The 21,778-nt window shown below is 62.3% G+C and carries 15 protein-coding genes; 2 read left to right on the top strand and 13 right to left on the bottom strand.

Annotation, left to right across the window (positions count from 1 at the left end):
- Positions 1 to 57 precede the first annotated feature (57 nt).
- The 11 genes from V6584_RS06675 to V6584_RS06625 form a co-directional block, all read right to left on the bottom strand.
- Positions 58 to 1,239, bottom strand: coding sequence for a glycoside hydrolase family 1 protein (locus V6584_RS06675; protein WP_340469941.1), 1,182 nt, complete (start codon positions 1,237 to 1,239; stop codon positions 58 to 60).
- A gap of 118 nt (positions 1,240 to 1,357) precedes the next feature.
- Entirely contained in the window at positions 1,358 to 2,263 is a 906-nt protein-coding gene (locus V6584_RS06670) for a carbohydrate ABC transporter permease (RefSeq protein ID WP_340469942.1), read from the bottom strand.
- A gap of 16 nt (positions 2,264 to 2,279) precedes the next feature.
- The gene (locus V6584_RS06665; protein WP_340469943.1) at positions 2,280 to 3,200 is read right to left on the bottom strand and encodes a carbohydrate ABC transporter permease; all 921 of its coding nucleotides are present in this window, start codon (positions 3,198 to 3,200) and stop codon (positions 2,280 to 2,282) included.
- A 2-nt stretch (positions 3,201 to 3,202) separates the two neighbouring features.
- Positions 3,203 to 4,501, bottom strand: coding sequence for an extracellular solute-binding protein (locus tag V6584_RS06660; protein ID WP_340469944.1), 1,299 nt, complete (start codon positions 4,499 to 4,501; stop codon positions 3,203 to 3,205).
- Positions 4,502 to 4,602: 101 nt separating this feature from the next.
- Positions 4,603 to 5,691 (bottom strand): LacI family DNA-binding transcriptional regulator, encoded by a 1,089-nt coding sequence (locus V6584_RS06655; protein WP_340469945.1) that lies wholly within the window; start codon positions 5,689 to 5,691, stop codon positions 4,603 to 4,605.
- Positions 5,692 to 5,816: 125 nt separating this feature from the next.
- A complete protein-coding gene (locus V6584_RS06650) occupies positions 5,817 to 9,533 on the bottom strand; it encodes a hypothetical protein (RefSeq protein WP_340469946.1) in 3,717 nt (1,238 codons plus the stop codon).
- A gap of 35 nt (positions 9,534 to 9,568) precedes the next feature.
- A complete protein-coding gene (locus V6584_RS06645; protein ID WP_340469947.1) occupies positions 9,569 to 10,462 on the bottom strand; it encodes an alpha/beta fold hydrolase in 894 nt (297 codons plus the stop codon).
- Positions 10,463 to 10,525: 63 nt separating this feature from the next.
- Positions 10,526 to 12,217, bottom strand: coding sequence for an ABC transporter ATP-binding protein (locus tag V6584_RS06640; RefSeq protein ID WP_340469948.1), 1,692 nt, complete (start codon positions 12,215 to 12,217; stop codon positions 10,526 to 10,528).
- On the bottom strand, positions 12,214 to 13,182 hold the full coding sequence (locus V6584_RS06635; protein WP_340469950.1) for an ABC transporter permease: 969 nt from the start codon (positions 13,180 to 13,182) through the stop codon (positions 12,214 to 12,216). Before V6584_RS06635 ends, V6584_RS06640 begins: the two co-directional genes overlap by 4 nt.
- 5 nt (positions 13,183 to 13,187) lie before the next feature.
- A complete protein-coding gene (locus V6584_RS06630) occupies positions 13,188 to 14,168 on the bottom strand; it encodes an ABC transporter permease (protein WP_340469951.1) in 981 nt (326 codons plus the stop codon).
- Between the two features lie 138 nt (positions 14,169 to 14,306).
- The gene (locus V6584_RS06625) at positions 14,307 to 15,953 is read right to left on the bottom strand and encodes an ABC transporter substrate-binding protein (RefSeq protein ID WP_340469952.1); all 1,647 of its coding nucleotides are present in this window, start codon (positions 15,951 to 15,953) and stop codon (positions 14,307 to 14,309) included.
- 334 nt (positions 15,954 to 16,287) lie between these two features.
- On the opposite strand from V6584_RS06625, the gene V6584_RS06620 reads away from it, so the two are divergent.
- The gene (locus tag V6584_RS06620; RefSeq protein WP_340469954.1) at positions 16,288 to 17,400 is read left to right on the top strand and encodes a LacI family DNA-binding transcriptional regulator; all 1,113 of its coding nucleotides are present in this window, start codon (positions 16,288 to 16,290) and stop codon (positions 17,398 to 17,400) included.
- Positions 17,401 to 17,524: 124 nt separating this feature from the next.
- Here V6584_RS06620 and V6584_RS06615 read toward each other — a convergent pair whose 3' ends face one another.
- A complete protein-coding gene (locus V6584_RS06615) occupies positions 17,525 to 19,312 on the bottom strand; it encodes a DEAD/DEAH box helicase (protein WP_422678592.1) in 1,788 nt (595 codons plus the stop codon).
- Between the two features lie 393 nt (positions 19,313 to 19,705).
- Between V6584_RS06615 and V6584_RS06610 the strand changes: the two genes are divergently transcribed.
- Positions 19,706 to 20,635 (top strand): alpha/beta hydrolase, encoded by a 930-nt coding sequence (locus tag V6584_RS06610; protein WP_340469955.1) that lies wholly within the window; start codon positions 19,706 to 19,708, stop codon positions 20,633 to 20,635.
- A gap of 61 nt (positions 20,636 to 20,696) precedes the next feature.
- On the opposite strand, the gene V6584_RS06605 is transcribed toward V6584_RS06610, so the two are convergent.
- Positions 20,697 to 21,680 carry a sugar-binding transcriptional regulator gene (locus V6584_RS06605; protein WP_340469956.1) on the bottom strand — a complete coding sequence of 328 codons (984 nt, stop codon included), beginning with the start codon at positions 21,678 to 21,680 and terminating at the stop codon, positions 20,697 to 20,699.
- Positions 21,681 to 21,778: the final 98 nt, after the last annotated feature.

Here is a 21,778-nt window from a genome sequence, read left to right as displayed (position 1 = left end):
CTTGTCCCGGGATGCCATGCCGACATCCCGGGACAAGGCCGCTCCTTTCGAATGTGGCTAATCCCTTCTGAGCAGACCGGTCTTGGCCACCCTCCCCAGCCACTCCAGGGAAGGCTTGGGGCGACGCTCAAAGGTCTCATGGTCCACCGAGACCAGGCCGAATGTGGGCTTGTACGAACCCCATTCATAGTTGTCCAAGAGAGACCAGTGAATGTAACCCTCCACGGCCACCCCGTCGATCATGGCCCGGTACAGACTGGACAGGGCTTCAAACGTGTAGTCGATCCGACGGCTGTCGTCGGCCGTGGCGATTCCGTTTTCGGTGACGACTATGGGGGTGTACCCGGCCGCCTGCCAGGTGTAGCGGACGGCCTCCCCCAGGGCGGCCGGGTAGTACTCCCAGCCGGTCAGCGTCCTCTCCGCCCCCGCCGGCACCGGACGGGGTCCGTCAGTGCCGATGAAGGTGCGCAGGTAAGCCTGGACACCGATGAAATCGTCGCCTTTGGCCGCCTGACTGAAGAACTCCTCACGTGGGTAGCGGTACTTCTCCATCTCCCTCTCGCACCCGGGCAGGGCCTGAAAGTCCTGGCAGGCAATGGTCCACCCCGACCTCAACCCGGGTCGGCGGGAGAGGACTTCACGGGCCCTCCTGTGTGCCTTGACCAGGGAACGGGAAATGACGGGGTCGGGTGTGGGCAGGGAGGCGGCAGCCATGTCAGTCCCCTCCTGACCCCCCTGGGTCAGGGCCACCATGTTGGGTTCGTTGATGGTGCAGACCCATGTGACACCGTCGAGGATGGGCAGGAGGTGCTCCACGTACCTTCCGAAAAGGTCCGTGGAGGCAGGGTCACGCCACCCTCCCCGATGGGCCAACCATCGGGGGAGGGTCATGTGGTTCAGTGTGACCATGGGGGTCACCCCGGCTTCCAGGCAGGCCTCGATCATGCCTCGGTAGTGAAGGATCTGAGCCTGTGAGAAGAAACCCTCCTCCGGTTCCACCCTGGCCCACTCCACGGAGAAGCGGTAGGTGTTCAGTCCGCTGTCTGCCAGGAGGGATATGTCCTGGGCGTATCGGTTGTAGCTGTCGTCCGCATCACCCGAGGGCTCGCTGACATCACCGCCTGGCCGGTGCTCACGTTCCCACCAGTCGGCGTTGACGTTGTTGCCCTCTATCTGGTGGGCCGCCGTGGCCGCCCCCCAAAGGAACCCTCGGGGAAAGGAGTATGTAGGCGTTGGCATGTGGCTGTACCTTCCTTATCTCTTCGCTGGGCGGTCCTGGTCGGGACCGTCCGGAAAACCCGGTCGGCTCACATCCCGGGGCGGAGGAGCCGGCCGATCCCCTCCCGCCTGTCTTCCCTCACTTGATGCCGGTCATCGCCACTCCCTGTATGAAGTACCGCTGCAGGAAGACGAAGAGCAGGAGTATGGGGGTGATGACCAGTACGGCCCCTGCCAAGAGGACACCATAATTCGTGGCGTTCTGACCGGTTGAGTAGAGGGAGAGGGCCACCGGGAGCGTGTACTTATCTTCCGTCTGCATGGCGACAAGGGGCCATAGGAAGTTGTTCCAAGAAGACAGGAAGGTGAGGATGCTCAGAGTGGCCAGGGGCGGCCCGCACTGGGGCAGGACGATGGACCAGAAGATCCTCAGCTCCCCGGCCCCGTCAACCCGGGCGGCTTCCAAGAGGGCATCGGGGATGCCCGAGATGAACTGCCGCATGAGGAAGACCCCGATGGGTTGGGTGAGGAAGGGGAGGATCAGGGCCAGGTAGGAGTTGGACAAGCCCATGTTGGCGATGATGACGAAAAGTGGGACGAAGGTCGATACGCTGGGGACCATCAGGGTAACCATGACGGCCCCGAAGAGAATCCTCTTGCCGGCGAAATCGATCTTGGCCAAGGCATACCCGACCATGGAGCAGAAGACCACGTTCCCCAGCACGGTGACCACGGCCACGATGAGGCTGTTGGTGAAGTAGCTGCTGAAATGAAGCTGGCCGAACCACTTGGTGTAATTGGCCAGTGTCGGGTCCTTGGGAATGAAGGTGGGCGGTGAAGCCAGGATTTCCCGCTGCGTCTTGAGCGACCCCAGGGCCATCCAGACGAAGGGGAAGACCCAGAAGGCGCCCACCACGGCCAGGACCGTATAGGACAAACCCCTCCCCCTCATGAACTTCTGCCAGGGGGTGAGTTTGTTCTCCCTGACGTAAGAACCGGACGTCGGATCGGGGTCCAGGCTTCCCGATGCTGCTGATGCTGTCATTGTTCTCTCTCCCCCCTCAGTCATCCGACCTGAGCACCTTGAACTGAAGGGCGCTGACAAGGGCGATGATCACAAAGAGGACATAGCTGGCCGCCGACGAGAGCCCATACTGGCCGAAGCTGAACTTCTGGTAGACGTAGTAGGAGGCCGACAGGGTCGAATTGAGCGGCCCGCCCTGGGTCATCACGAAGGACTCTTCGAAGAACTGCAGGTAGGAGACCGTAAGAAGGACTGCACCCAAAAGAAGAGTGGGTTTGAGGAGGGGAAGAGTGATGCTCCAGAAAACCCTCCCTCTGGAGGCGCCATCGATGGCCGCGGCCTCCTTGATGTCCTCCGGCACGGTCTGCAGGCCGGCCAGGAAGATGATCATCAGAGTACCCATGTTCCGCCAAGTGGTCATGACGATCAAGGCCGGTAGGGCGAAGCGGGTGTCATGGAGCCAGTCAGGCCCCTGGACGCCGATCAGGGCCAATGCCGAGTTGAGCAGGCCGTCCCTTTGAAGGATGTAACGCCAAACCACGGAAACCGCTACCACACTGGCCACCACCGGGGCATAGTAGAGGGCCCGGAAGAAGGCGTTCAGATGCTGCGAACCCTTGTTGAGGGCCACTGCGAAGCAGAGGGCCAGGACCATGGTCAAAGGGAGTCCCACCAGGACGAATATTCCTGTGGTCTTCAGTGAGCGTAGGTACTGCGGATCCTTGAAGAGGGCCGCATACTGCGACAGGCCCATGAAGTTGACGTTGAACGGGGTCCTCAAATCTCTGGATGTCATGTCCGTGAAGGACATGATCAGCGAGGAGAGGAGGGGCATAAGCATGAAGATGCAGAAGACCAGGGCGAATGGGAGGGCGAACCCCCATGCGACGAGGGTCCGCCGCCGGCGCATGACGGCTGAAGCGCCGCCCGCGCCGGATGATTTGCGGAACAACCTCATGGCTACTTGCCCATCCCGGCCGCATCGGCTTCAGTTTGGAGTTTGGACAGACCCTCATCCACACTTACAGCACCCCGATTAATCTGCTCGATGATCTTGTCACCTGCAGATCCCACTTGCTGCCAGGTGGTAACCGAAGGAGTGGCTTTCATGCTTTTTAGCTGAGTAGAGAACGCAGCAAGCTTGTCATCATCTTTGAGAATCGGATCGTTCCAAGCCTTCTGTGATGCAGGCAAATCGGTCGAGATTTTATACCATTTTGCCTGCACTTCAGGCTTACTCAGCCAACGGATAAGCTTCCAAGCAGCTTCTTTGTTCTTTGAAGTCTTGAAGACAATCATTCCGCAACCGCCAGAGAATGAGATGTTTCCTTTCTCACCTTTAGGCAGAGGGGCTGTAGTGAACTTGGACTTCATTTCAGGTCCGCCGATTTGCTCAATCTGCCCAATACTTGTAGGCCCATCTAGTTTCATAGGAGTTGTGCCAGCGGCAAATGCAGCCATGTCCGCCCCCGGGCTAACATCAGCGTTTACATCTGCAATTTTGTCTTTGAAAAGACCACTCGTAAAGGTGATTGCCTTTTTCATCTCAGGAGTGTCAATCGTCCACTTGCTGCCGTCTGCGTTTGTCAACTCGGCACCTTGCGAAAAAGCAAAGGGAAGACTGGCTAAGAAACTGTCCTGGCCAGAGGGAACCAACCAGATTCCATACTTGACACCATCCTGCTTCTGCATGTCCTTGGCCATTGAGCGTAGTTCTTCCCAGTTGCTAGGGGCATGATCCCATCCAGCCTTCTTGGCTATATCAGTACGATAATAAATAACACGGGTTTCGACATACCAAGGTACGCCGACTTGTCTGTCCCCCACCTTGCCGGATTCAATAGCGCCTTTGGCGAGATCACTCATATCAAGATTGTTGGGAACGGTGGCCAGACCATTGGCAAAATCAGCCATCCAGGTACTTCCCAACTGCGCCAAATCAGGACCCGTACCTGCTGCAATAGCTGTCTGGAACTTATCATGTGCGGAAGTCCATGGGATGGAAGTGACTTTGACATGGACATCCGGATTTTCCTTTTCGAAATCCCGAATCAGCTCGGGCAGCTTCTCACCCTCATTACCGATGCCCCATAAATTCAGCTCACCTTTGGCCGGCTTGTCGTCTATAGCTACAGAGGACTCCCCCCCCCCCGCAGCAGAGCCACTAGTCGATCTACCACATCCGGCGAATCCAATCAGAGTGGCAAGGCTAATGACTACTCCCGCCAAGGCCTTCACTCTTGACTTACCTCTTCTCATCACGTTCCTCCTTGAAGTGATAGCTGTAATCTAAGGGCTTAGATTACACATCTTAATCTATGCGCTTAGAATCACCGAGTCAAATTATTGCGAAGAAACTGTCAGCAGTCGGATACGTGTATCACAGGACGCTCACAACCACAACTCTGGCGAATCTTGAGCTTTTCCGAAACCAGAACAGACTTTGTTTTAGTCCAGGGTTTTCCTTCCTGCCTTGCAAGCTCATGAGCAGCTATATTCCCGATTCGTTGCATCGGCAACTGCACTGTTGTCAAAGTCGGGTCAGAGAACTGGCCGGCCAAAATACCGTCAGCACCCGTCACCATCACATCATCCGGCACCCGAGTACCAAGTCCTCTCAGGAAATTAATCACGGCCAGTGCCGTCTGGTCATTCTCACATACAAGCGCGTCTGGAAGATCGCGAGCCAGTTGCATGGCTTTAACGGACTGGAACGGTTGCTTTGCGGCGAAGCCTTCGTCAACCGGCATCAAAGGAACGGGTCTGCCGAGTTGTGTGAGACGTTCTTGGATTACGTGGAACCGTTCACGCATTTCTGGATCAATCATCGAACCTACATACTCGATCCGTTTTGCACCATGTACACCGACAAGGTGGTCAATTAACTCTCCCAAGCCAGCGTAGTTATCAGCAGATACGTAAAGTACTGGAAGATCTCCGGGATTTTGTGCCAACATCACGACAGGCATTATGGTAGCAAGTCTCTGGAGAGTGGAAATATCTCCTAACCATGAAAGCAAGGCCAGTCCATCTACGCGACCCGCCATATCAACGACCGAACGCGTTGGGTTACTGCCTGTCGAACCTCCCAAAAGGACTGCCTGGCCCATTTGCCAGCAGGCCTGTTGGAATCCTCTTTCAACCTCGTCAGCATATAAGGGATAGGTACATATATCTGTTTCGCCTTCACGCTCTTGCCCATCCTCACAGCCTTGTTCAAGGCTGCGAACTGGACAGAAATCAAAAGAATAAAGGCCGAGAGCACCGACCCTCCCTCTGGCCAGGTTACGCGCACTAGCACTGGGGATATAATTGAGGCGCTTAGCGACTTCAAGAACCTTCAAACGCGTAGATTCACGCACACGACTCGGCTGCCAGTAGGTGCATGATACCGTGGCGATGGACACTCCGGCCCTCTCAGCCACATCATAGACTGTTGCTCTGCGCATACACACACCCTGCCCACTTCGCTGAGAAACGCAGTCGTTATACCCCCGCTGCCGAGCAGCTGGCCGCCTCGCTCCTTCACATTGCCGACATGAACCGACAATTAGTCCAGTTTAGGCACTTATGCTTACTTTACCGTCTGGCCATCGACCATGAGGAAGATGTCTATGCGGCCCGCATCGGCCAGCTGGTCCCGTGTCACTTCAATTCCTCCCTTGCGATAGGGCAGAATCCGTCTGCCACCATCCAGCCTACGTCCATCTGCTTTAATCCAAAGATCGTATTTTCCGCAATCGTGCAAAGGGCCGTCAACCGAACCCGGGCCACCTGCAAAAGCGGCCCCTTTGGCGCACACGTGATAGCGGATGGTCCGAAGCCGGCCGAAGAGGGCCATGGTGACCTCCAGACCGTCATCCTCCAAGGACAGGACCGGGTCGAATACCACACACCCGGCATGCAATTGAACGCCGAAGAGGTGCTGTACAACCTGTCGGCAGTATATGCCGGGGCCTGAGGAGTATATCCGCCATCCTCCCCTGACGCCGACCGGATCCTCAGCCCCCTCTTTCAGCCTGGACCACTGGGCGGCGGCCGTGTACCTGTCGGGGAAATCGGCATCTGACGAGGCGAAATAGCAGTTGCGCTGCCTGGGCTCGCTGGCCGGCAGGCGACGGAACTGGCCTACCGGGCTGATTCTGAGGAGCTCCTGACCCAGACGTGTCCTGCCCAGCAGCCCCAGGGCCTCGGTGTAACGCACATGGGCATGCGTATACATCAGACCGATCTCCCGACCGACGTTTGCGGCCTGTTCGGCCCTCTTGAACACCCTGGTGACACCGTCGTGGAAGGAGGCCGGGCGGTCCATGAGCCGCACCCCGTCGGGATAGTGGAGGTCGCCCTCGATGATGCTCTCGTGGTCCTCCTCCTGTTCCGGTGTGAGCAGGCCTGCAATGATGGAGCGGGTCATGGGGATCAGCCTGTAGCGGATGCCGGTCCTGGTGTCGGTCGGGTGGATGACCGGCCTGGGCTGGCCATCCACGAAATTGACATAGCCGGCCAGGACCCCCTGGAAGATGAAGTCGTGGGCGAAGTCGGCACCGATTCTGTCGGCCTCGCCGGCGAAGCGGGAGGCCAGGTCGGTCCGACCGGCGGACTCCAGAAGGGGCTGGAGGCTCCGGCAGGCCTGGTAGAGAAGGGCAATGGTCCAAGTGGAGGCCATCTGCCTCTTCATGGACTCCTGGGCCGGTTGAAGGGTGTCGTCCCAGTCCCCCTCCCCGTAGCAGAAGAGGTCGGTGCCGGGCACCCTGTGGGACTGGATGTAATCCAAGGTCCTGGCCAGGTGGTCGGCCACCGTGGGCCCGTCAAGAATGTTGTCCCCGCCGGACCCGGAGACGGCGTCGGTGGACGGGCCGACGCTTGCGTCGGTCGATGGACCGGTCCGGCCATCTGCTCCGCGCTGTCCGGCCGCGCCCCCCCGCCAGAAGTCCACGTGGGTGTCCAGCAGACCCAGGTCTCCGCTGGCCTCCATGTACTCGGCCAGGGAGAGGAGGGGCCAGACGGGTATGTCCCCATGGGAATCGTGCTGGTAGACGTCAGCATACTGGTCGAACATGAACCACTGGGGCAAGGAGCCGTCAGGGTTCTGGTGGGCGAACACCTTGAGAAGGATGGTCCGGGCCAGACCGTCATGCCCGAAGGCCAGGGCGAGCTCCAGCGGCCCCTGGCAGACATCGCGCGTTCCCCAGGCAGCCCCCCCGTATTGTTCCAGACCATGGGGCGAGAGGAAGTGGACCAGGGCGTTCTGCACGAACCAGGGCAGAAGGAGGTTGAACTCCGCGAACCTACCCTCCCCCACCACATGCAGCCCCTGCATGAAGGTCTTCATGGCCTCGTAGTGGGAGTGGAGAAGTTCCTTGTCACTGCGGCCGCCCATGCCATCATGCGACCCGGCACCAGGTACGCCATCCATGGACCCGGTGAAGGTGAGGGACAGGGTGCGACCGCCATCCGACAGGAAGGTCACCATGCCCGGGTCGTCGGGGTGGCCCTCCCCCCCGTCTTCGAAGAGGGGACAGTCATCTCCCGGCAGGGCATCGGGGGAGGAGATGACGTATCTCAGCCCCGGACAACGGTCTGCGGCAGGACTGCCCCCGGCCGGCATGAACGAGACCCCGCCCCGCACCCCGTGGGCGCCGTCGGCAGGCAGGGAGTGCATGCGCCAGATGGCAGGATCTTCCATGTCCACGGTCGCCATGGCAGGGACCGGGTCGCTCGCTTCCAGACGGATGCCGATGACCGGCCTGTCCAGGTGGGCCACGGTGCTGACGGTCAACGTGCGCCCCCCCAGACGGTAGACCCATCGGGACCCGCCCAAATCCATGATGTAGGCCGACGGGACCCCCAGAAGCCTCCACTCACCATCGACATTGACCAGCATGCGGACCCCGCGCGAGCGCAGGAGGCCCAGTCCCGTCTTCTGGACGGAGACCAGCTGGTTCATATTTGTGTTGCCCAACACCACCTGGGAGGCGAAGATGCCGCCTGCATAAGTGGTTACTGCCATGGTGGGCCGGTCGGGGTCGAGGGTCGGGTTGCCGGACAGGAGGATCTGCCCATGGGTGCGGGCCACCTCCAATTCCTTTCGGGAGCTGACCACATGCCTGGCATCTGTCCCGAAGTATGAGAGCAGGTTGCCGGCCTTGTCTCTCTCCGCCTGCAGCACCGGCCCTCCGCCCAGGGCGCTGAACTCATCCTCCGGGAGGGGTTCCCCGTTCAGGGGCCTTGCCGAGGCCAGGAGGGAAGGTGTGCCCTTCCAGCCACCTCGACCAGCCTGGACGCTGGAATCCTGCGCCTTGGCATCCCCGGTCCTCTTGTCATCAGACGGGCGGACCGTCGGCAGGACTGTCTTGTCGAAGGCACGAGCGCAGATGAGGCAGGCCTTGTCCAAGCCTCCCCTGTAGTCGGAACTGACGGTGTTCCACACATGCCAGTTCAGGCCGGTCTCCCCCATGGCGACCATCTGTGAGAGGAGGCAGGCCATGGCGAACTCGTACTGGTCTATGCCGCCGCCAGCCCAATCGGCATCTCCCAGGGCGGCAGGGGGATAGCCCAACCTGGCACCCAGGCCATAAAAATCGTAGCCGTCTGTCATGAAGGTCCGGCACCCCTCGGCGATACCGGTCACGAAGAGGGGGAGCCTGGGGGCGCAGCCCATGGTCTGCCTGGCCGAGAGGACCCTCCCGCAACCCGGGACCTCCTCGGCGTGGTAGGCGATGTACTGGGAGGTATAGGACTCGGCCCCGCGGGCCATCGACGGCTCCACCAGAGCCAGATCCTGGGCCGAGACCAGGTCCCACCTGTCGCCGGGAAGAAGGGTGCCGCCTTGGACAGGACGGACATCGACCTGCCAGACCCATGAAGCGCCGCGCACAGCACCCGGCCCCGCCTCCACAGACGGCGGCAGGGACGGGGTCATGGCCGCCGGAACCAGCTGGACCCTCCAACTCACGCCCATGCCCATCCCCGCCCATATGGGCGAACCGTCATGGGCGAAGAAGGACGCCCGGGAACCGGACCCGGTCAGCGGCAATGAGTCCACCCTGCCCCCACGGTGGCGACGGAGCCAGAGCCCGGCCAGGGGTCGATCATGGATGCCGGGTTCGTACTGGGATACCTGGATTCCCCCAGCCCTGATGAAGGAGAGGTCGCCATTGGGATTGAAAGCGGCCGAAAAATCCCCCCTCTCGACGCTCATGCCTGCGGGCCGCCGTGTCAGGCCCACCTCTCCCTCGCCGTCGCCTGCTCCCTTAAAGGGAGCCTTGCTGCGTGGGGTGTTTGTGTTCATCTTCTCCGCTTTCATTGCTTATCGTTTGACCGATGTCACCTCTCGGCCGACACCGATGCCCAGAAGTCATCGAGAAGGGCGGCCGTCGCCTCCGGCCTGTCGATATTGGGGCAGTGGCCTGCGCCGGGGATGATCTCGTAGCGGGCCCCGAGCAGACGGGCCATCCTGGCCTGCCAATCCTGGGGCCATGCATTGTCGTCATCTTCCCCGTGAAAGACCAGGACAGGCAGGCCGGTGGCCGCCAGCTGCTCCGTCCTGTCATGCAGGTCCGCAAGCTGGTCGATGGCCCCGATGAGCTGGTCCCGGCTGGTGCGCTCCGCCCTGAGGCGCTGGAACCTGTCCTGGGTACCCAGGTCCTCATCGGGCATGCTGGCGCGGTCAGGGTTGTCCAACCGCCACAGGTCACCGCCAGGATGGTCCAGGAGACGCTGGCGGATGTCCGCCTTCCTTCCTGGCCATCCATGCGGCCCGGACGACATGAGGGTGAGGCTGGCGAAGAGGCCGGGGCCGGTCAGGGCGGCCGCCTGGGCCACCACCCCGCCGAAGCTGTGTCCCAGGAGATGGACCCTTTTCACACCCGTCTGTTCGATGATGATGCGGGCCACATCCAAGGCATCTGCCGCCGTGGAACCCCTGTCGTAAGCGCACCTGCCTGGCGGGGCTACCGAGTCGGCCTGGCCCCGTTGCGAATAAGCCCATACGTCCCAACCTGCCTCTCCCAGCAAGGGAATCATCTGGTAGAAGTCCTCCTTGGAACCGGTGAAACCGGGGATCAACAGCGCCGTACCGCGCTCCCCCCTGGCCCCTTTGGGGCAGTGGAGGGCGGTCAGGTCACCCACGGGTGCATGGATGACCAGGACCTCTACGTTCCCCGGCACAGGCAGGTCCCCGAAGGGCCGGCCCCTGCCCACGGCATGAAGGGAAGTCATTGTCGCTCCTCAAAGTCTCGGGTCTTTCGACGTCCTTCCGACCCCGGCCGCAGATGACCGACCTCAAGCCTGTGTGCGCAGGCTGGGGATGGCATCGAGCAGCTTGATCGTATAGTCGTTCTGCGGGTGCTGGAGAACCTGTGCGGTCCCTCCCCGCTCCACCACCACCCCCTGGTTGAGGACCATGATGGAATCCGTGATCAGACGGGCGGACAGAAGGTCGTGGGTGATATAGAGCATGCTCACGTTCAATCGGATTCGCAGGTCGTCCAGGAGGGCGAGGATTCCGGCCCTCAGGGTCATGTCCAGCATGGAGACCGGTTCGTCGGCCACGAGGACGTGAGGGTTGCTGGCCAGGGCACGGGCTATGACCACCCGCTGACGCTGGCCTCCCGACAACTGGTGGGGGAGCTTGGCCGCATACTGCTCCACAGGGGTCAGGCCGACCGTGTCCAGAAGCTCCAGCATCCTCTTCCTCGCATCGTCACCCCTCAGATGGGTGTAGTTGAGGATGGGCCTGGTCAGGATGTACTCCACCGTGTGGAGGGGGTTCAGGGCCGAGTATGGGTCCTGGAAGATCATCTGGATGTCGGAACGCAGGGAGGTGAGATCCTTGCGCCGCCTTATCCGGTCCACCCGCCTGTCTCCCAGGGTGATGGTGCCCGATGTGGGCCTCTCCACGCCGGTGAGCATCTTGGCTATCGTGGACTTGCCCGACCCCGAGGCCCCCACCAGGGCCAGCGACTGGCCGGGGGAAAGCGTGAAGGAGACATCGTCGACGGCCGTCACAGGGGATTCGCCCCTCTTGCGGGCCGGGTAGATCTTGGATACGCCGGTAACCGTCACCGTCATGTCTTCACCGTCATCGGCCCCGGTCGCAACCCCTCCCGCAGCCGGACCAGCCTGGCCGGAGACACCGGCGGAACCTGATTCCCCCCTGGGTCTGAGGCCGGGCACGGACACGTGTTCGGCCCTGGGATCGCCGTAGTGGCTGAGGAGCATCTTGGTGTAGTCGTCCTGCGGATCGGTCAGGATCCGTTGGCTGGGCGCATCTTCCACAATCGCGCCGTTGTGCATGACCAGGACCCGCTGCGTGGATTCGAGGACGACCCCCAGGTCGTGACTGATCAGGATGGCCGTGAAGCCCTCCTCCCTCTGTAGCTCCCTGATCGTCCCCATCACCTCGTGCTGGACCAGGACGTCAAGGGCTGTGGTGGGTTCGTCGAAGACCATGAGTTTGGGTTCCAGGGACAGGGCCAACGATATGGATACCCTCTGTCTCATGCCGCCGGACAGCTCGCCCGGGTAGGCATCGAGGACCGAGGCCTGCAGTCCCACCTTGTCCACCAGCTGTCTGGAGTGGGCCTCGTAGTCCTTCTTCTCCACGTTGCCGTGGGCCCGGTAGATGTCCACAAAATGCTTGCGGACCGTCCTCACCGGGTTCAGGGCGTTCATGCCAGACTGGAGGACCATGGCGAATCCGCCGCAGCGCTGCCTTCGCAGCTCCTCCTGACTGAGGGTGGTGATGTCCTTGCCCCCGAACAGGACACGGCCCTGGCTGATCCGGGCAGGCGGCTTGGACAGGCGGGTGACGGCGAAGCCCAGTGTGGACTTGCCCGATCCCGACTCTCCCACCAGGCCCACGAACTCACCCTGGTCCAGTGAGAAGCTCACGTCCTTGACGGCCTTGACCGGTTCCTGGTCGGGTGTGTCGTATTCGACGGAGAGGTTTTCGACACGTAAGAGTTCCATCATGCCTTCCCTTCACGCAGGCGGGGGTTGCTCAGACGGTCCACGCCGAAGTTGATAAAGGTCATGGAGACCGCCAGGAGGGCGACCATGAGACCGGGGGCCAGGAGCAGGGCCCACTGGCCGGTCAGGATCACGTTGTTGTTCTGGGCCCAGTAGAGCATGGTCCCCCAGCTGACCGTGGTGGAATCACCCAGACCCAGGAACTCCAGGCCGGCCTCGGACAGGGCCCCGGAAGTGGCCGCCCCGAAGAAGTTGTTGATGATCAGGGAGAGCATGTTGGGAAAGATCTCATGGAATATGATCCTCCATGAGCTGTCCCCGCTGAAGGCGGCCGCGATCACGAAATCCCTGGAGCGCAGGGATTGGGTCTGCGAGCGCAGGACGCGGGACCCCCAGGCCCATCCGGTCAGGACGATCACCAGGATGATGACGCTCATCCCCCCGTTCTGAAGGTAGGCGGCGATGATGATCATCAGGGGGAGGGAGGGGATGACCAGGAAGAGGTTGACGATGAAACCGACGAACTCGCCGGCGAAGGACCTGATGTACCCCCAGCTGAGTCCCACCAGGACCGCTATGCAGGTGGACAGGAGCCCGGAGACCATGGCGACCATGACCGAGACCCTGCCGCCCCACAGGAGCTGTGAAAGCACATCCTGCCCGTTGCTCGTGGTCCCCAGCCAGTGCTCCGCCGTGGGACCGATGCTGGCTTCGAAGTCCCCCGCCTTGGGATCGTAGGGACTCAGCCAGGGGGCGAAGATGGCCGACAGGAGGATCAGGCCCAACAAAACCAGGCCGAATCTGGCCTTGGGCACCTCCCACACCGTCTTGAAACCCTTGCCTATCACCTCAAGCGCTCTCATGATGGGGTTGGGCCCGTCCGACGGGCGGGTCTGCGGGCCATGCGGACCATGCCCCGCCTCTGTTCCGGGAGACTGCTTCCCGCTGCCGACGATGCTGTTCGTCATCGTCCTCACCTCCTCGTCCTCGGGTCTAGGACCCCGTAAAGAATGTCCACGATGAAGTTGGCCACGAGCACGCTGATCGTGATCATCAGGAAGATGGCCTGCATCAACGGGTAGTCCTGGTTGGTCACGGCCTGATAGAGGAGGAGGCCGACCCCCGGGTAGCTGAAGACCTGCTCGACCAGGAGGGAGCCGCCGACGACACCGCCCAGGACCAGTCCGAAGGAGGTCAGGTTGGGCAGGAGGGCGTTGCGGGCCGCGTATTTGAGCATGACCGTCCGCTGGCGCAGGCCGTTGGCCTCGGCGAAGGTGACGTAGTCATCGCCCAGGGTGCTGATCATGGTGTTCCGCATCCCCATCACATAGCTCCCCAGCGAGGTCAGCAGGATGGTCAGGGCCGGGAGGATGGAGTGCTCCAGTGCATCCGAAAGGAAGTCCAGCGAGAAGTTGGGTATCGAGGTCGACGAATAGGCGCCCGAAGTCGGGAAGAGACCCGCCTTGTAGCCCAGGAAGAAGAGGAGCATGAGGGCCAGCCAGAAGGAGGGGAAGGCCGAGAGGAAGGAGCTGGAAATCGTCCCGGTCACATCCACCGCCGTCCCCCTCTTCCAGGCCATGAGGGCCCCGAGGGCCGTGCCGATGATGAAGGAGATGATCGTGACAAGTCCCACCAGGGTCAGGGTCCATGGGAGGGCGGCCCCCACCAGATCCGACACGTTCTGCGGGAAGTTGCTGTATGACACACCGAAGTTCAGGTGGGCCACGTCGCCCAGATACTGCCAGTACTGACTGAGCAGGTTGCCCTTGGGCATTCCCAGCTGGGCCTCTATGGAGGCCCTGACCTCAGGGGTGACCGGCCCGTTCTGCGAGAGCTTGGCTATGGCCGCGTCGGCCGGGGAGCCCGGCATCATCCTGGGCAGGAGGAAGTTTACGGTTATGGCCGCCCAGAGGGTGACGAAGAACAAACCTATTTTCCCGATAAAATATCGCACGTGACGACCTTTCATCCGCGAGGGTGGAGGGCGGGGGCCGGGGTGTGAGAGGGGGCAGGGCAGGAAGACCGGGCCGGCAGACCCATAGGGACCGCCACCGGCCTTCCCGCCCTGCCCGGTCACGCCGGGCCGGACCTCTCAGGCCTTCTTGATATGGGTGACCACCATGAGCACCGACTGGGTCCAGGTGCTGGGAGAGGTGTAGGGGTCGTCCTTGCTGGGCCATCCCGTGTAGTTCCGGGTGCTGAACAGGCCCCACAGACCGCCGTAGAAGAGACCGATCACAGGCACGTCGTCGTAGACGATCTGCTGGAGCTGGTCCACGATGGCCTTCTGGGACTTCTCGTCCGCAGCCTGCTTGAGCTGGGCCAGGAGGTCATCGGCCTTGGGGTTCTTGTAGCGCTCGAAATTGGCGTTGGCCGACTGGCCCACCGGGACCGCGAACTCGCTGTTGAGCAGGCCGTTGTAATCCTGGAAGACGCTGCCGGTCCCGCCGAAGGAGGAAACCAGAAGGTCGTAGTCACCGTTGTTCTGGGCCTGCGTGTAAGCGGCAGGCTGGGGCTGGGTGAGCTTGACGGCGATGCCCAGCTTGGTCAGCTGCCCCTGCATGGTCTGCACACCCCTCAGCCAGTCGGTGTAACCACTGGGTACGGTGATGTTGAGCTCGAGCTGCTTGCCGGTTGAATCCACCAGCTGGTCGCCCTGCTTCTTGTAACCGGCCTTGCCGAAGTACTCCAGGGACTTGGCCTCGTCCTGGGTGATCCTGCCCTTGTCGGGGATGGACTCGTTGACCCACTTGTCGTGGTTGGGCAGGATGAGGCCGGTCTGGGTGGCCCCGTCCACATAACCCTCTTCGGCGTCCTTGGCTATCTTCGTGCGGTCAAGCGCGTAGCTCAGACCCTTGCGGAAGTTCGCGTCGTTGAAGGGGGCCTTGGTCAGGTTCGGGTAAAGGGAGACCGTGCCCCCCGGAGGGAACCAGTAGTGGTTGTGCTGCTTGTCGGCGCCGACCCAGGTCTTGTCCACGTTGTTTATGAAGGAGTAGGCCCAATCGTATTTCTTGTTGACCAGGTCGAGCTGCTTGTTGGAGGCGGGCAGGACGATGGTGTCTGCCGCCACCTTCTCCGCCTGCCAGTAGTCCTTGTTCTTGACCAGGGTGTACTGGTTGGGGGCGAAGGTCCCCAGCTTGTAAGGGCCGGTCCCCACGGGGTTCTCATTGGTCCACTTGAGGGGGTCCTTCACGCCCTTCCAGACGTGCTCGGGGACGATGTTCTGCTGGCTGACTATCGAGACGGCCGGCACATCGTTGTTCTTGAAATGGAAGGTCACCTTGGAGCCTGAGGCCTCCAGGGAGGAGATGTGCTGCCAGACCCCCAGGGAGTCCAGGGCCACGTCCTTCTTGACCAGGTTGAAGGTGAAGACCACGTCCTGAGCCGAGAAGGGCTTGCCGTCGCTCCACTTGACCCCGTCGCGGATCTGGAATTCAACCGTCTTGGGATCCACCACCTTGTGGCCGCTGGCCAGGAAGGGGGTCGACGTGCCGTCCAGGCTGTTGACCACCTCGAGGGGCTCGTAGATGAAGTTGATACCGATTCGCTTGCTGGTCGAGAAGGGGTTGAAATTGCGGATGAAGGTGGGGCTGCCACCGTCACCGCCGAAGAGTATCTGATTGCCCGCACCGGCCTGTTGCGCCGTGCCGGACTTGCCTCCGCACGCCCCCAGTCCCAGCAGGGTGGCCCCTGCGACCAGGGCTGCGAGGATTCTCACCGCCACTGTTTTCCGTCTCATATGTCTCCTTTGTCCGCACTGACATCCACGGGTCGATCCCGTCCTCTTCCATCGAGGTCAGGCGACACGTGCATGCACGGGTGGGTCCCGCACCTGCACGGCGTCCTGTGACGGGCCCGGGTCAACCATCGCACCTTCTTAGTGTATGCGCTTACATTCAAATGCGCAAATCCTATCCGTAAGATGCAGACAGAACCTGAAACTTTGACCGTTTACATACATATTCACAGGGGGTGCCACATTTTCGGAAGTGATGTCAGCGCTATCAAAAATAGCCAGACTGGGATGGTTTCGATGATATGCTGAATGAAATGAATGAAAGAAAGGAAACCGGATGGCGAGGAAACCGACCGTCTACGATGTCGCCCGTGAAGCCGATGTGTCCATAGCCACAGTCTCCAGGGTCCTGCGCACCCCGGAGAGGGTGAGGCCGCAGACCAGACAGACCGTGCTCAACGCCATAAGCCTGCTGGGGTATCTCCCCAGCGGCAGCGCCCGGAGCCTGGCCGCACGAAAGACCAACAGCATCGGCCTCTTCCTGCCCAACATCGACCAGCTTGACCAGATAGGCGAGTTCGAACTGACCAGCGACGACGCGGCCGACATGGTCATCGATCCGCCCCAAGGCCAGGAGGACAACACCGATTCCCTCTACTTCGACGAGGTCCTCAGGGGGTGCGAGCTGGAATCATGGCGCCAGGGGCTCTCCCTGATGGTCAGCATCGGGCTTAGGGGGAAGGGCGACGACATCCCCCAGTTGATCAACAGCATGTCCGAAAAGGTGGACGGACTGATTGTCCTGGCCCGTTCGGTGCCGGATACGGTCCTGGCCTTCCTGCGCAAGCGGCTGCCGGTCGTCATGATAGCCAACGCGCCGGCCAATCAGGAGAACGAATTCGACCTGGTCAGGGTAAGCAACCGCAAGGGGATGTATGTCCTGGTCAGACACCTGGTCGAAGAGCACGGGGTGACGAGCATGGCCTACGTGGCCGGCACGGATGACTCTCCTGACAACGGCAAGCGGTATGAGGGCTTCTGCGAAGGTCTGAGGTCCGAGGGTCTGGAACCCTCGGCAGCCCCCATATATCGGGGGCAGTTCTCCCAGTCGTCCGCCTACCAGATCACCGGGAGCCTGGTCAGACAGGGCACCCTCCCCCGGGCACTGGTCTGCGCCAACGACCAGATGGCGCTGGGTGCCCTGAGAGCCCTGTCCGAGGCAGGGGTGGACGTGCCGGGCCAGGTGATCGTGACGGGGTTCGACGGAATCAAGGAGACTGCGGTCTCCCGTCCCCGGCTGACCACTGTCAGGCAGCCCATGGTGGACCTGGGACGGGCCGCCGTGAGCACCCTGGTAAAGCGTCTGGAGGACCCTGACAGCCCCCCCATCTCCACCGAGCTGCCTGTCAGGGTCGAACTCAGGGAGAGTTGCGAGGGGGCCATGGACTGATTGCCCGCCCCCTTCGGAACGCTCCAAGAGGACAGCGGCATTCACGGCGCAAAGAGGCGACCCTCACAGAGGGCCGCCTGGAGGCACCGGCCTTGGAAGGACCGGCCGCCGTGACAGATGAAGGTCAGCGGGTCCTGGCCTGGCGGAAGGGGCTGGAGTCACGTCTCCGCTTGCCCCCGCCGCGCCTGAATCCGCCGTCGCGGTAGGAGGAGGGACCTCCCCGCCGACCGTCCTCCTCGGAGTGGCCCTCGTTGCGGCGGCCGTATCCACGGCCCCCCTCGGCACGGCCCTGACCGCGGTGGCCACCGCCGCGGTTGAAGTCGGCATGCCCGCTCCGTCTGCGTCCGTCGAAGGGGCCTTCCTCCTCGAAGCCGTCAGACTTTCCGAAGGGGGAGGTCCGCCGGTTTCCGTCGCGTCCCTTGCGGGAGCCGCCCGAGCGCGTGTCGGAACGGTCGTACCTCCTCCTGCGTCCGGAACCGCCTGAGCGCCTCCCGCGGGAGCCGCCCTCACGACCGCTGTCACGCTTGCGGTCCTCCGCCAGGGCTGCATCCAGGGACCAGCCCTCGACCAGGGGGGCGTGGGATCCCACAAGGTCACCCACCTCCTGGGAGTTGGCCGTGACCCCCACAGGTTTGGCGTCGATGTGGGCCATGCGGAGCATCCGCCTGGTGTCCCGCCTCTGCTCGGGCAGGACCACCGTCACCACATCGCCGGCGTGCCCGGCCCTGGCCGTACGGCCGGAGCGGTGGAGGAAGGACTTGTAGTCGGCCGGCGGATCCACCTGGACGACCAGGTCCACGCCGCTGACATCCATACCCCTGGCCGCGACGTCGGTGGCCACCATGACCCTGACCTTCCCGTCTGCGAAGGCCTTGAGGTTCCTGTCACGCTGCCCCTGTGAGAGGTTGCCGTGCAATTGGGCCGCGGGAATCCCGTTGTCGATGAGGTTCTTGGCCAGCTTCTTGGCCTGGTACTTGGTCCGTGTGAAGAGGATCCGCTTGCCCTGGCCGGCGGCCAGCTTGCGGACAAGGTCATGCTTGGCGGCCTGGGTGGTCTCGAAGATGTGGTGGGTCATCTGGTCCACATGCTGGGTGGCCGAGTCGACCTCGTGGATCTTGGGGTTCTTCAGGAAACGCTTGACGACCGCATCGACCCCATGATCAAGGGTGGCCGAGAAGAGCATCCGCTGGCCACCGGGCCGAATCTGGTCGAGGATGCGTTCCACGGCGGGCAGGAAGCCCATGTCGGCCATCTCGTCGGCCTCATCCAGGACGGCTATGCTGACCGACTCCAATGTGAGAAGCTTCTGGTGCAGGAGGTCCTCCAGACGGCCGGGGCAGGCCACCACGATCTGGGCGCCGCCGCGCAGGGCGTCGACCTGGCGGCTCTGCCTGACCCCCCCATAGATGGTGCAGGTCTTCAAGCGGTATATCTTGGCCAGGGGGGCCAGGACCTCGTCAATCTGGTTGGCCAGTTCACGGGTGGGGGCCAGGACCAGGCCGCGCGGACGGGGAAGGTCCCTCTTGCCGGACCTGCCGGCCGACTCGGAGGCGGTGTCCGCCGTGGCCTCATCAAGGGCCAGCCTTGCCACCAGGGGGACGGCGAAGGCCAGGGTCTTGCCGGAACCCGTCCTCCCCCTTCCCAAGATGTCACGGCCAGCCAGGGAGTCGGGCAGGGTGTCGGCCTGTATGGGGAATGCCGTGGCCTTGCCTTCCGCCTCCAAGAGGGAGGCCAGGGGGCCGGGTACGCCCAGCTGGCGGAAGGTCTTGCCGGCGGGGGAACCCGTACCGGCAAGGCCGGCGCCCCCTGCCTGCTCGGCCTGGAGGGCCTGGTCGGAACGTGAATCATCATCAACAAGGGCGCGACGGTCAGGTCGCACCGTGCCCTTTCCGGGCATGGAAGTGCTTGTCAAACAAAAGCCTTTCAAATGGGATATCATGCAGACTCGCCGGTCAGCGGTCCGCGCGGCCGCGAGCAAAGCAAAGAATCCGCGGAAGCATCCCGTCAATCAAAGCAATCAGGCGACAACTGGCCGGCCCGTATAAAAGGGCATTCGGCCAACCCGCTCATACTAGCACGCAGGGGTCACCGGGAAGGGAACCGGCACTCCCTCCCCCCCCCCGTGATTTCTGCCCCGCCCAGGCAGGCGACCGGGTGGTGGACGGATTCTCACCACCCCATGGCATCCACAGACTGGGGGATATATGGTTGGCACCAGGTCAGCCCCTCAGAGAGGCGGCATGGCAAACGGGCGGCAAAACCGCCGGAGGAGGTGGGTCCGATCAGACAGGAACTCCTCGATCTGATGGCGCAGAAAGCTCGGGAGCATACGGCCCGCGACCGCGAGCGAATACCCACCCAGACCCGACCGACCGCCGTCCTCTCCCTGTGGGACATCCCCTATGCGGACGACGGTCACCCCCTTCACCGCCTGGACATACACCTGCCCAAGAGCAGGGATGCCGGTCATCTCCTGCCCACGGTCGTCGACTTCCACGGGGGTGGCCTCTATCACGGGGACAAAGCCAACAACACCTGCCGGGACATGTACCTGGCCGACCGCGGTCTGGCCCTTGTCAACGCCGATTACCGTCTGGTCCCACAGGTCTCCTTCCAAGACCAACTCCATGACTCCATGACCGTCCTTGCCTGGGTGGCGGACCATGCCGGGGACTACGGGATGGATGCGGAACGTGTCTTCCTGGCCGGGGACTCGGCCTCCACCCTCCTGATCATCTACGCCTGCGCCTTGTTGAACTCAGATGCAATCGCCTCATGCCTGGGGGCCTCCGTCGGCGATCGGCCGGAAGTCCCCTCCCCAGTCGGCCTGATCGGGACCAGTGGAATGTACCGTTTCCAAGGAGGGGTGCATGCTGCAGCCCTCTCCTTTTACCGGGAGGCTTTCTTCCCCACGATGAGGGACCAAATCGAGTTCGCCCCCTATCTGGACATGGATCGGGTGGTCGTCGACGGGGACCTGCCGGCTTTTTACCTGGCGACCAGCTGCGAGGACTACCTGGCTGACAACACCCTGGAATTCGCCAGGATACTGACCCATCGCCATCAGGATTTCGACCTCCACGTCTACCCGAAGAGGGCCGGCCGGCCTCTGGCCCATAACTTCGCCATCCAGGAGTGCGGCACCCCAAACGGCCGGGAGGCAATTGAGGTGGTGGACCAGGTTGCCGGCTTCTGTCGGCGTCCCGGCCGGCAGGAACGCGCCGGGAGAACCTGATAGACCAGGCGGCCGGACAGGCCGGTCCGCCCGTCGCAGAGGAAACTCAAGGCCGCCGGGATCAGGCGTCCATTCCGAGGAGAAGCTCGGCCATCCCCTGGTTGGTGGCCAGGCCGGTGATCAGACCACCGACCAGACAGGCGTGAAGGGCCACGGCCCGCCACTTTTCCCAGACGGCTCCGATGACCAGGGGTATGCGGCGGAAGCGGTCGAAATCAATGCTGATGGTCCGTTCGCACAAGGAGGTGTGCACATGATTCCCTCTGGCATCGATGTGGTGGCCGCAGATGTGGCCCACGACCCCCTTCTCCTCCAGCTCCCGTGCCATGTCCGGACCTTCGAACCTGTCGAAGATACGGCCAGAGTGGCCATGGCGTATGGCCCCAACCCCGACCAGGGCGATGTCAGCCCGGTCTCCCAGGGCCAGAGTGGCCGCTATCAGCCTGTCCTCCTTCAGAGCCCTTGCCGTGCGAGAGGAGTCCATGACCAAGGGGGCCGGCAGAAGGGAGTATCCGCAGCCCAGGCGTTCGGCCAGCATCCGGCAAATCTCGGGAGAGTCGGTCAAGGAGCTCTTCGGGGCCATGGAACCTAGCATCTGTGTCACATGGGCATGGGGGTAGTCCAGGATGGGGACCATGCGGACCGTGGAGACCATGGGCGTGCCTGTGGAGGTAACCACCAGGGAGTCAGGCCTGAGGTGCTCCACCAGGAGGTCGGCCGCCGCCTGGGGAACCAGTGTGGAGGCTATGTCGTCGTCGTAGGACTGTGCCACCCTCACGCATGAAAGCGAGTACTTTCTGCGCAGCTCGTCCTCCAAAGTCATCAGCCGTTGGAGAGGGTGGCCTACGGAGATACGCACGATTCCGTCCTCCCGGGCCTGGGAGAGCATCCTGGAAACCGTAGACCGGGAGAACCCGACCCGGCGGGCCACCTGCTCTTGGCTCAGCCCCTCCAGGTAGTAGAGGCGGGCCACCTGTATCAACCCTTCAATCCTCTGACGGGTCCGTGCCGAGGACAGGGATGCTGAGGGGATGCTGTTGGTCATATGTGCATTGTAGCCAAGGGATTCTGACGGCATCTAATCGCCAGCTCTCGTTTTCATCGGCTTATCGTTGCTATCCCTACCAATTCCCCAGGCTGCTT

It is taken from the genome of Bifidobacterium favimelis, assembly GCF_037963085.1.
GTDB lineage: Bacteria > Actinomycetota > Actinomycetes > Actinomycetales > Bifidobacteriaceae > Bombiscardovia > Bombiscardovia favimelis.
The sequence above is the reverse complement of the archived record's forward strand: the minus strand, read 5'-3'. Positions and strand labels throughout refer to the sequence as shown.

Coding starts and splice junctions, on each gene's coding strand:
- V6584_RS06675 (WP_340469941.1), bottom strand. CDS start 1,239: ATGCCAACGCCTACATACTCCTTTCCCCGAGGGTTCCTTTGGGGGGCG.
- V6584_RS06670 (WP_340469942.1), bottom strand. CDS start 2,263: ATGACAGCATCAGCAGCATCGGGAAGCCTGGACCCCGATCCGACGTCC.
- V6584_RS06665 (WP_340469943.1), bottom strand. CDS start 3,200: ATGAGGTTGTTCCGCAAATCATCCGGCGCGGGCGGCGCTTCAGCCGTC.
- V6584_RS06660 (WP_340469944.1), bottom strand. CDS start 4,501: ATGAGAAGAGGTAAGTCAAGAGTGAAGGCCTTGGCGGGAGTAGTCATT.
- V6584_RS06655 (WP_340469945.1), bottom strand. CDS start 5,691: ATGCGCAGAGCAACAGTCTATGATGTGGCTGAGAGGGCCGGAGTGTCC.
- V6584_RS06650 (WP_340469946.1), bottom strand. CDS start 9,533: ATGAACACAAACACCCCACGCAGCAAGGCTCCCTTTAAGGGAGCAGGC.
- V6584_RS06645 (WP_340469947.1), bottom strand. CDS start 10,462: ATGACTTCCCTTCATGCCGTGGGCAGGGGCCGGCCCTTCGGGGACCTG.
- V6584_RS06640 (WP_340469948.1), bottom strand. CDS start 12,217: ATGATGGAACTCTTACGTGTCGAAAACCTCTCCGTCGAATACGACACA.
- V6584_RS06635 (WP_340469950.1), bottom strand. CDS start 13,182: ATGACGAACAGCATCGTCGGCAGCGGGAAGCAGTCTCCCGGAACAGAG.
- V6584_RS06625 (WP_340469952.1), bottom strand. CDS start 15,953: ATGAGACGGAAAACAGTGGCGGTGAGAATCCTCGCAGCCCTGGTCGCA.
- V6584_RS06620 (WP_340469954.1), top strand. CDS start 16,288: ATGGCGAGGAAACCGACCGTCTACGATGTCGCCCGTGAAGCCGATGTG.
- V6584_RS06610 (WP_340469955.1), top strand. CDS start 19,706: ATGGCGCAGAAAGCTCGGGAGCATACGGCCCGCGACCGCGAGCGAATA.
- V6584_RS06605 (WP_340469956.1), bottom strand. CDS start 21,680: ATGACCAACAGCATCCCCTCAGCATCCCTGTCCTCGGCACGGACCCGT.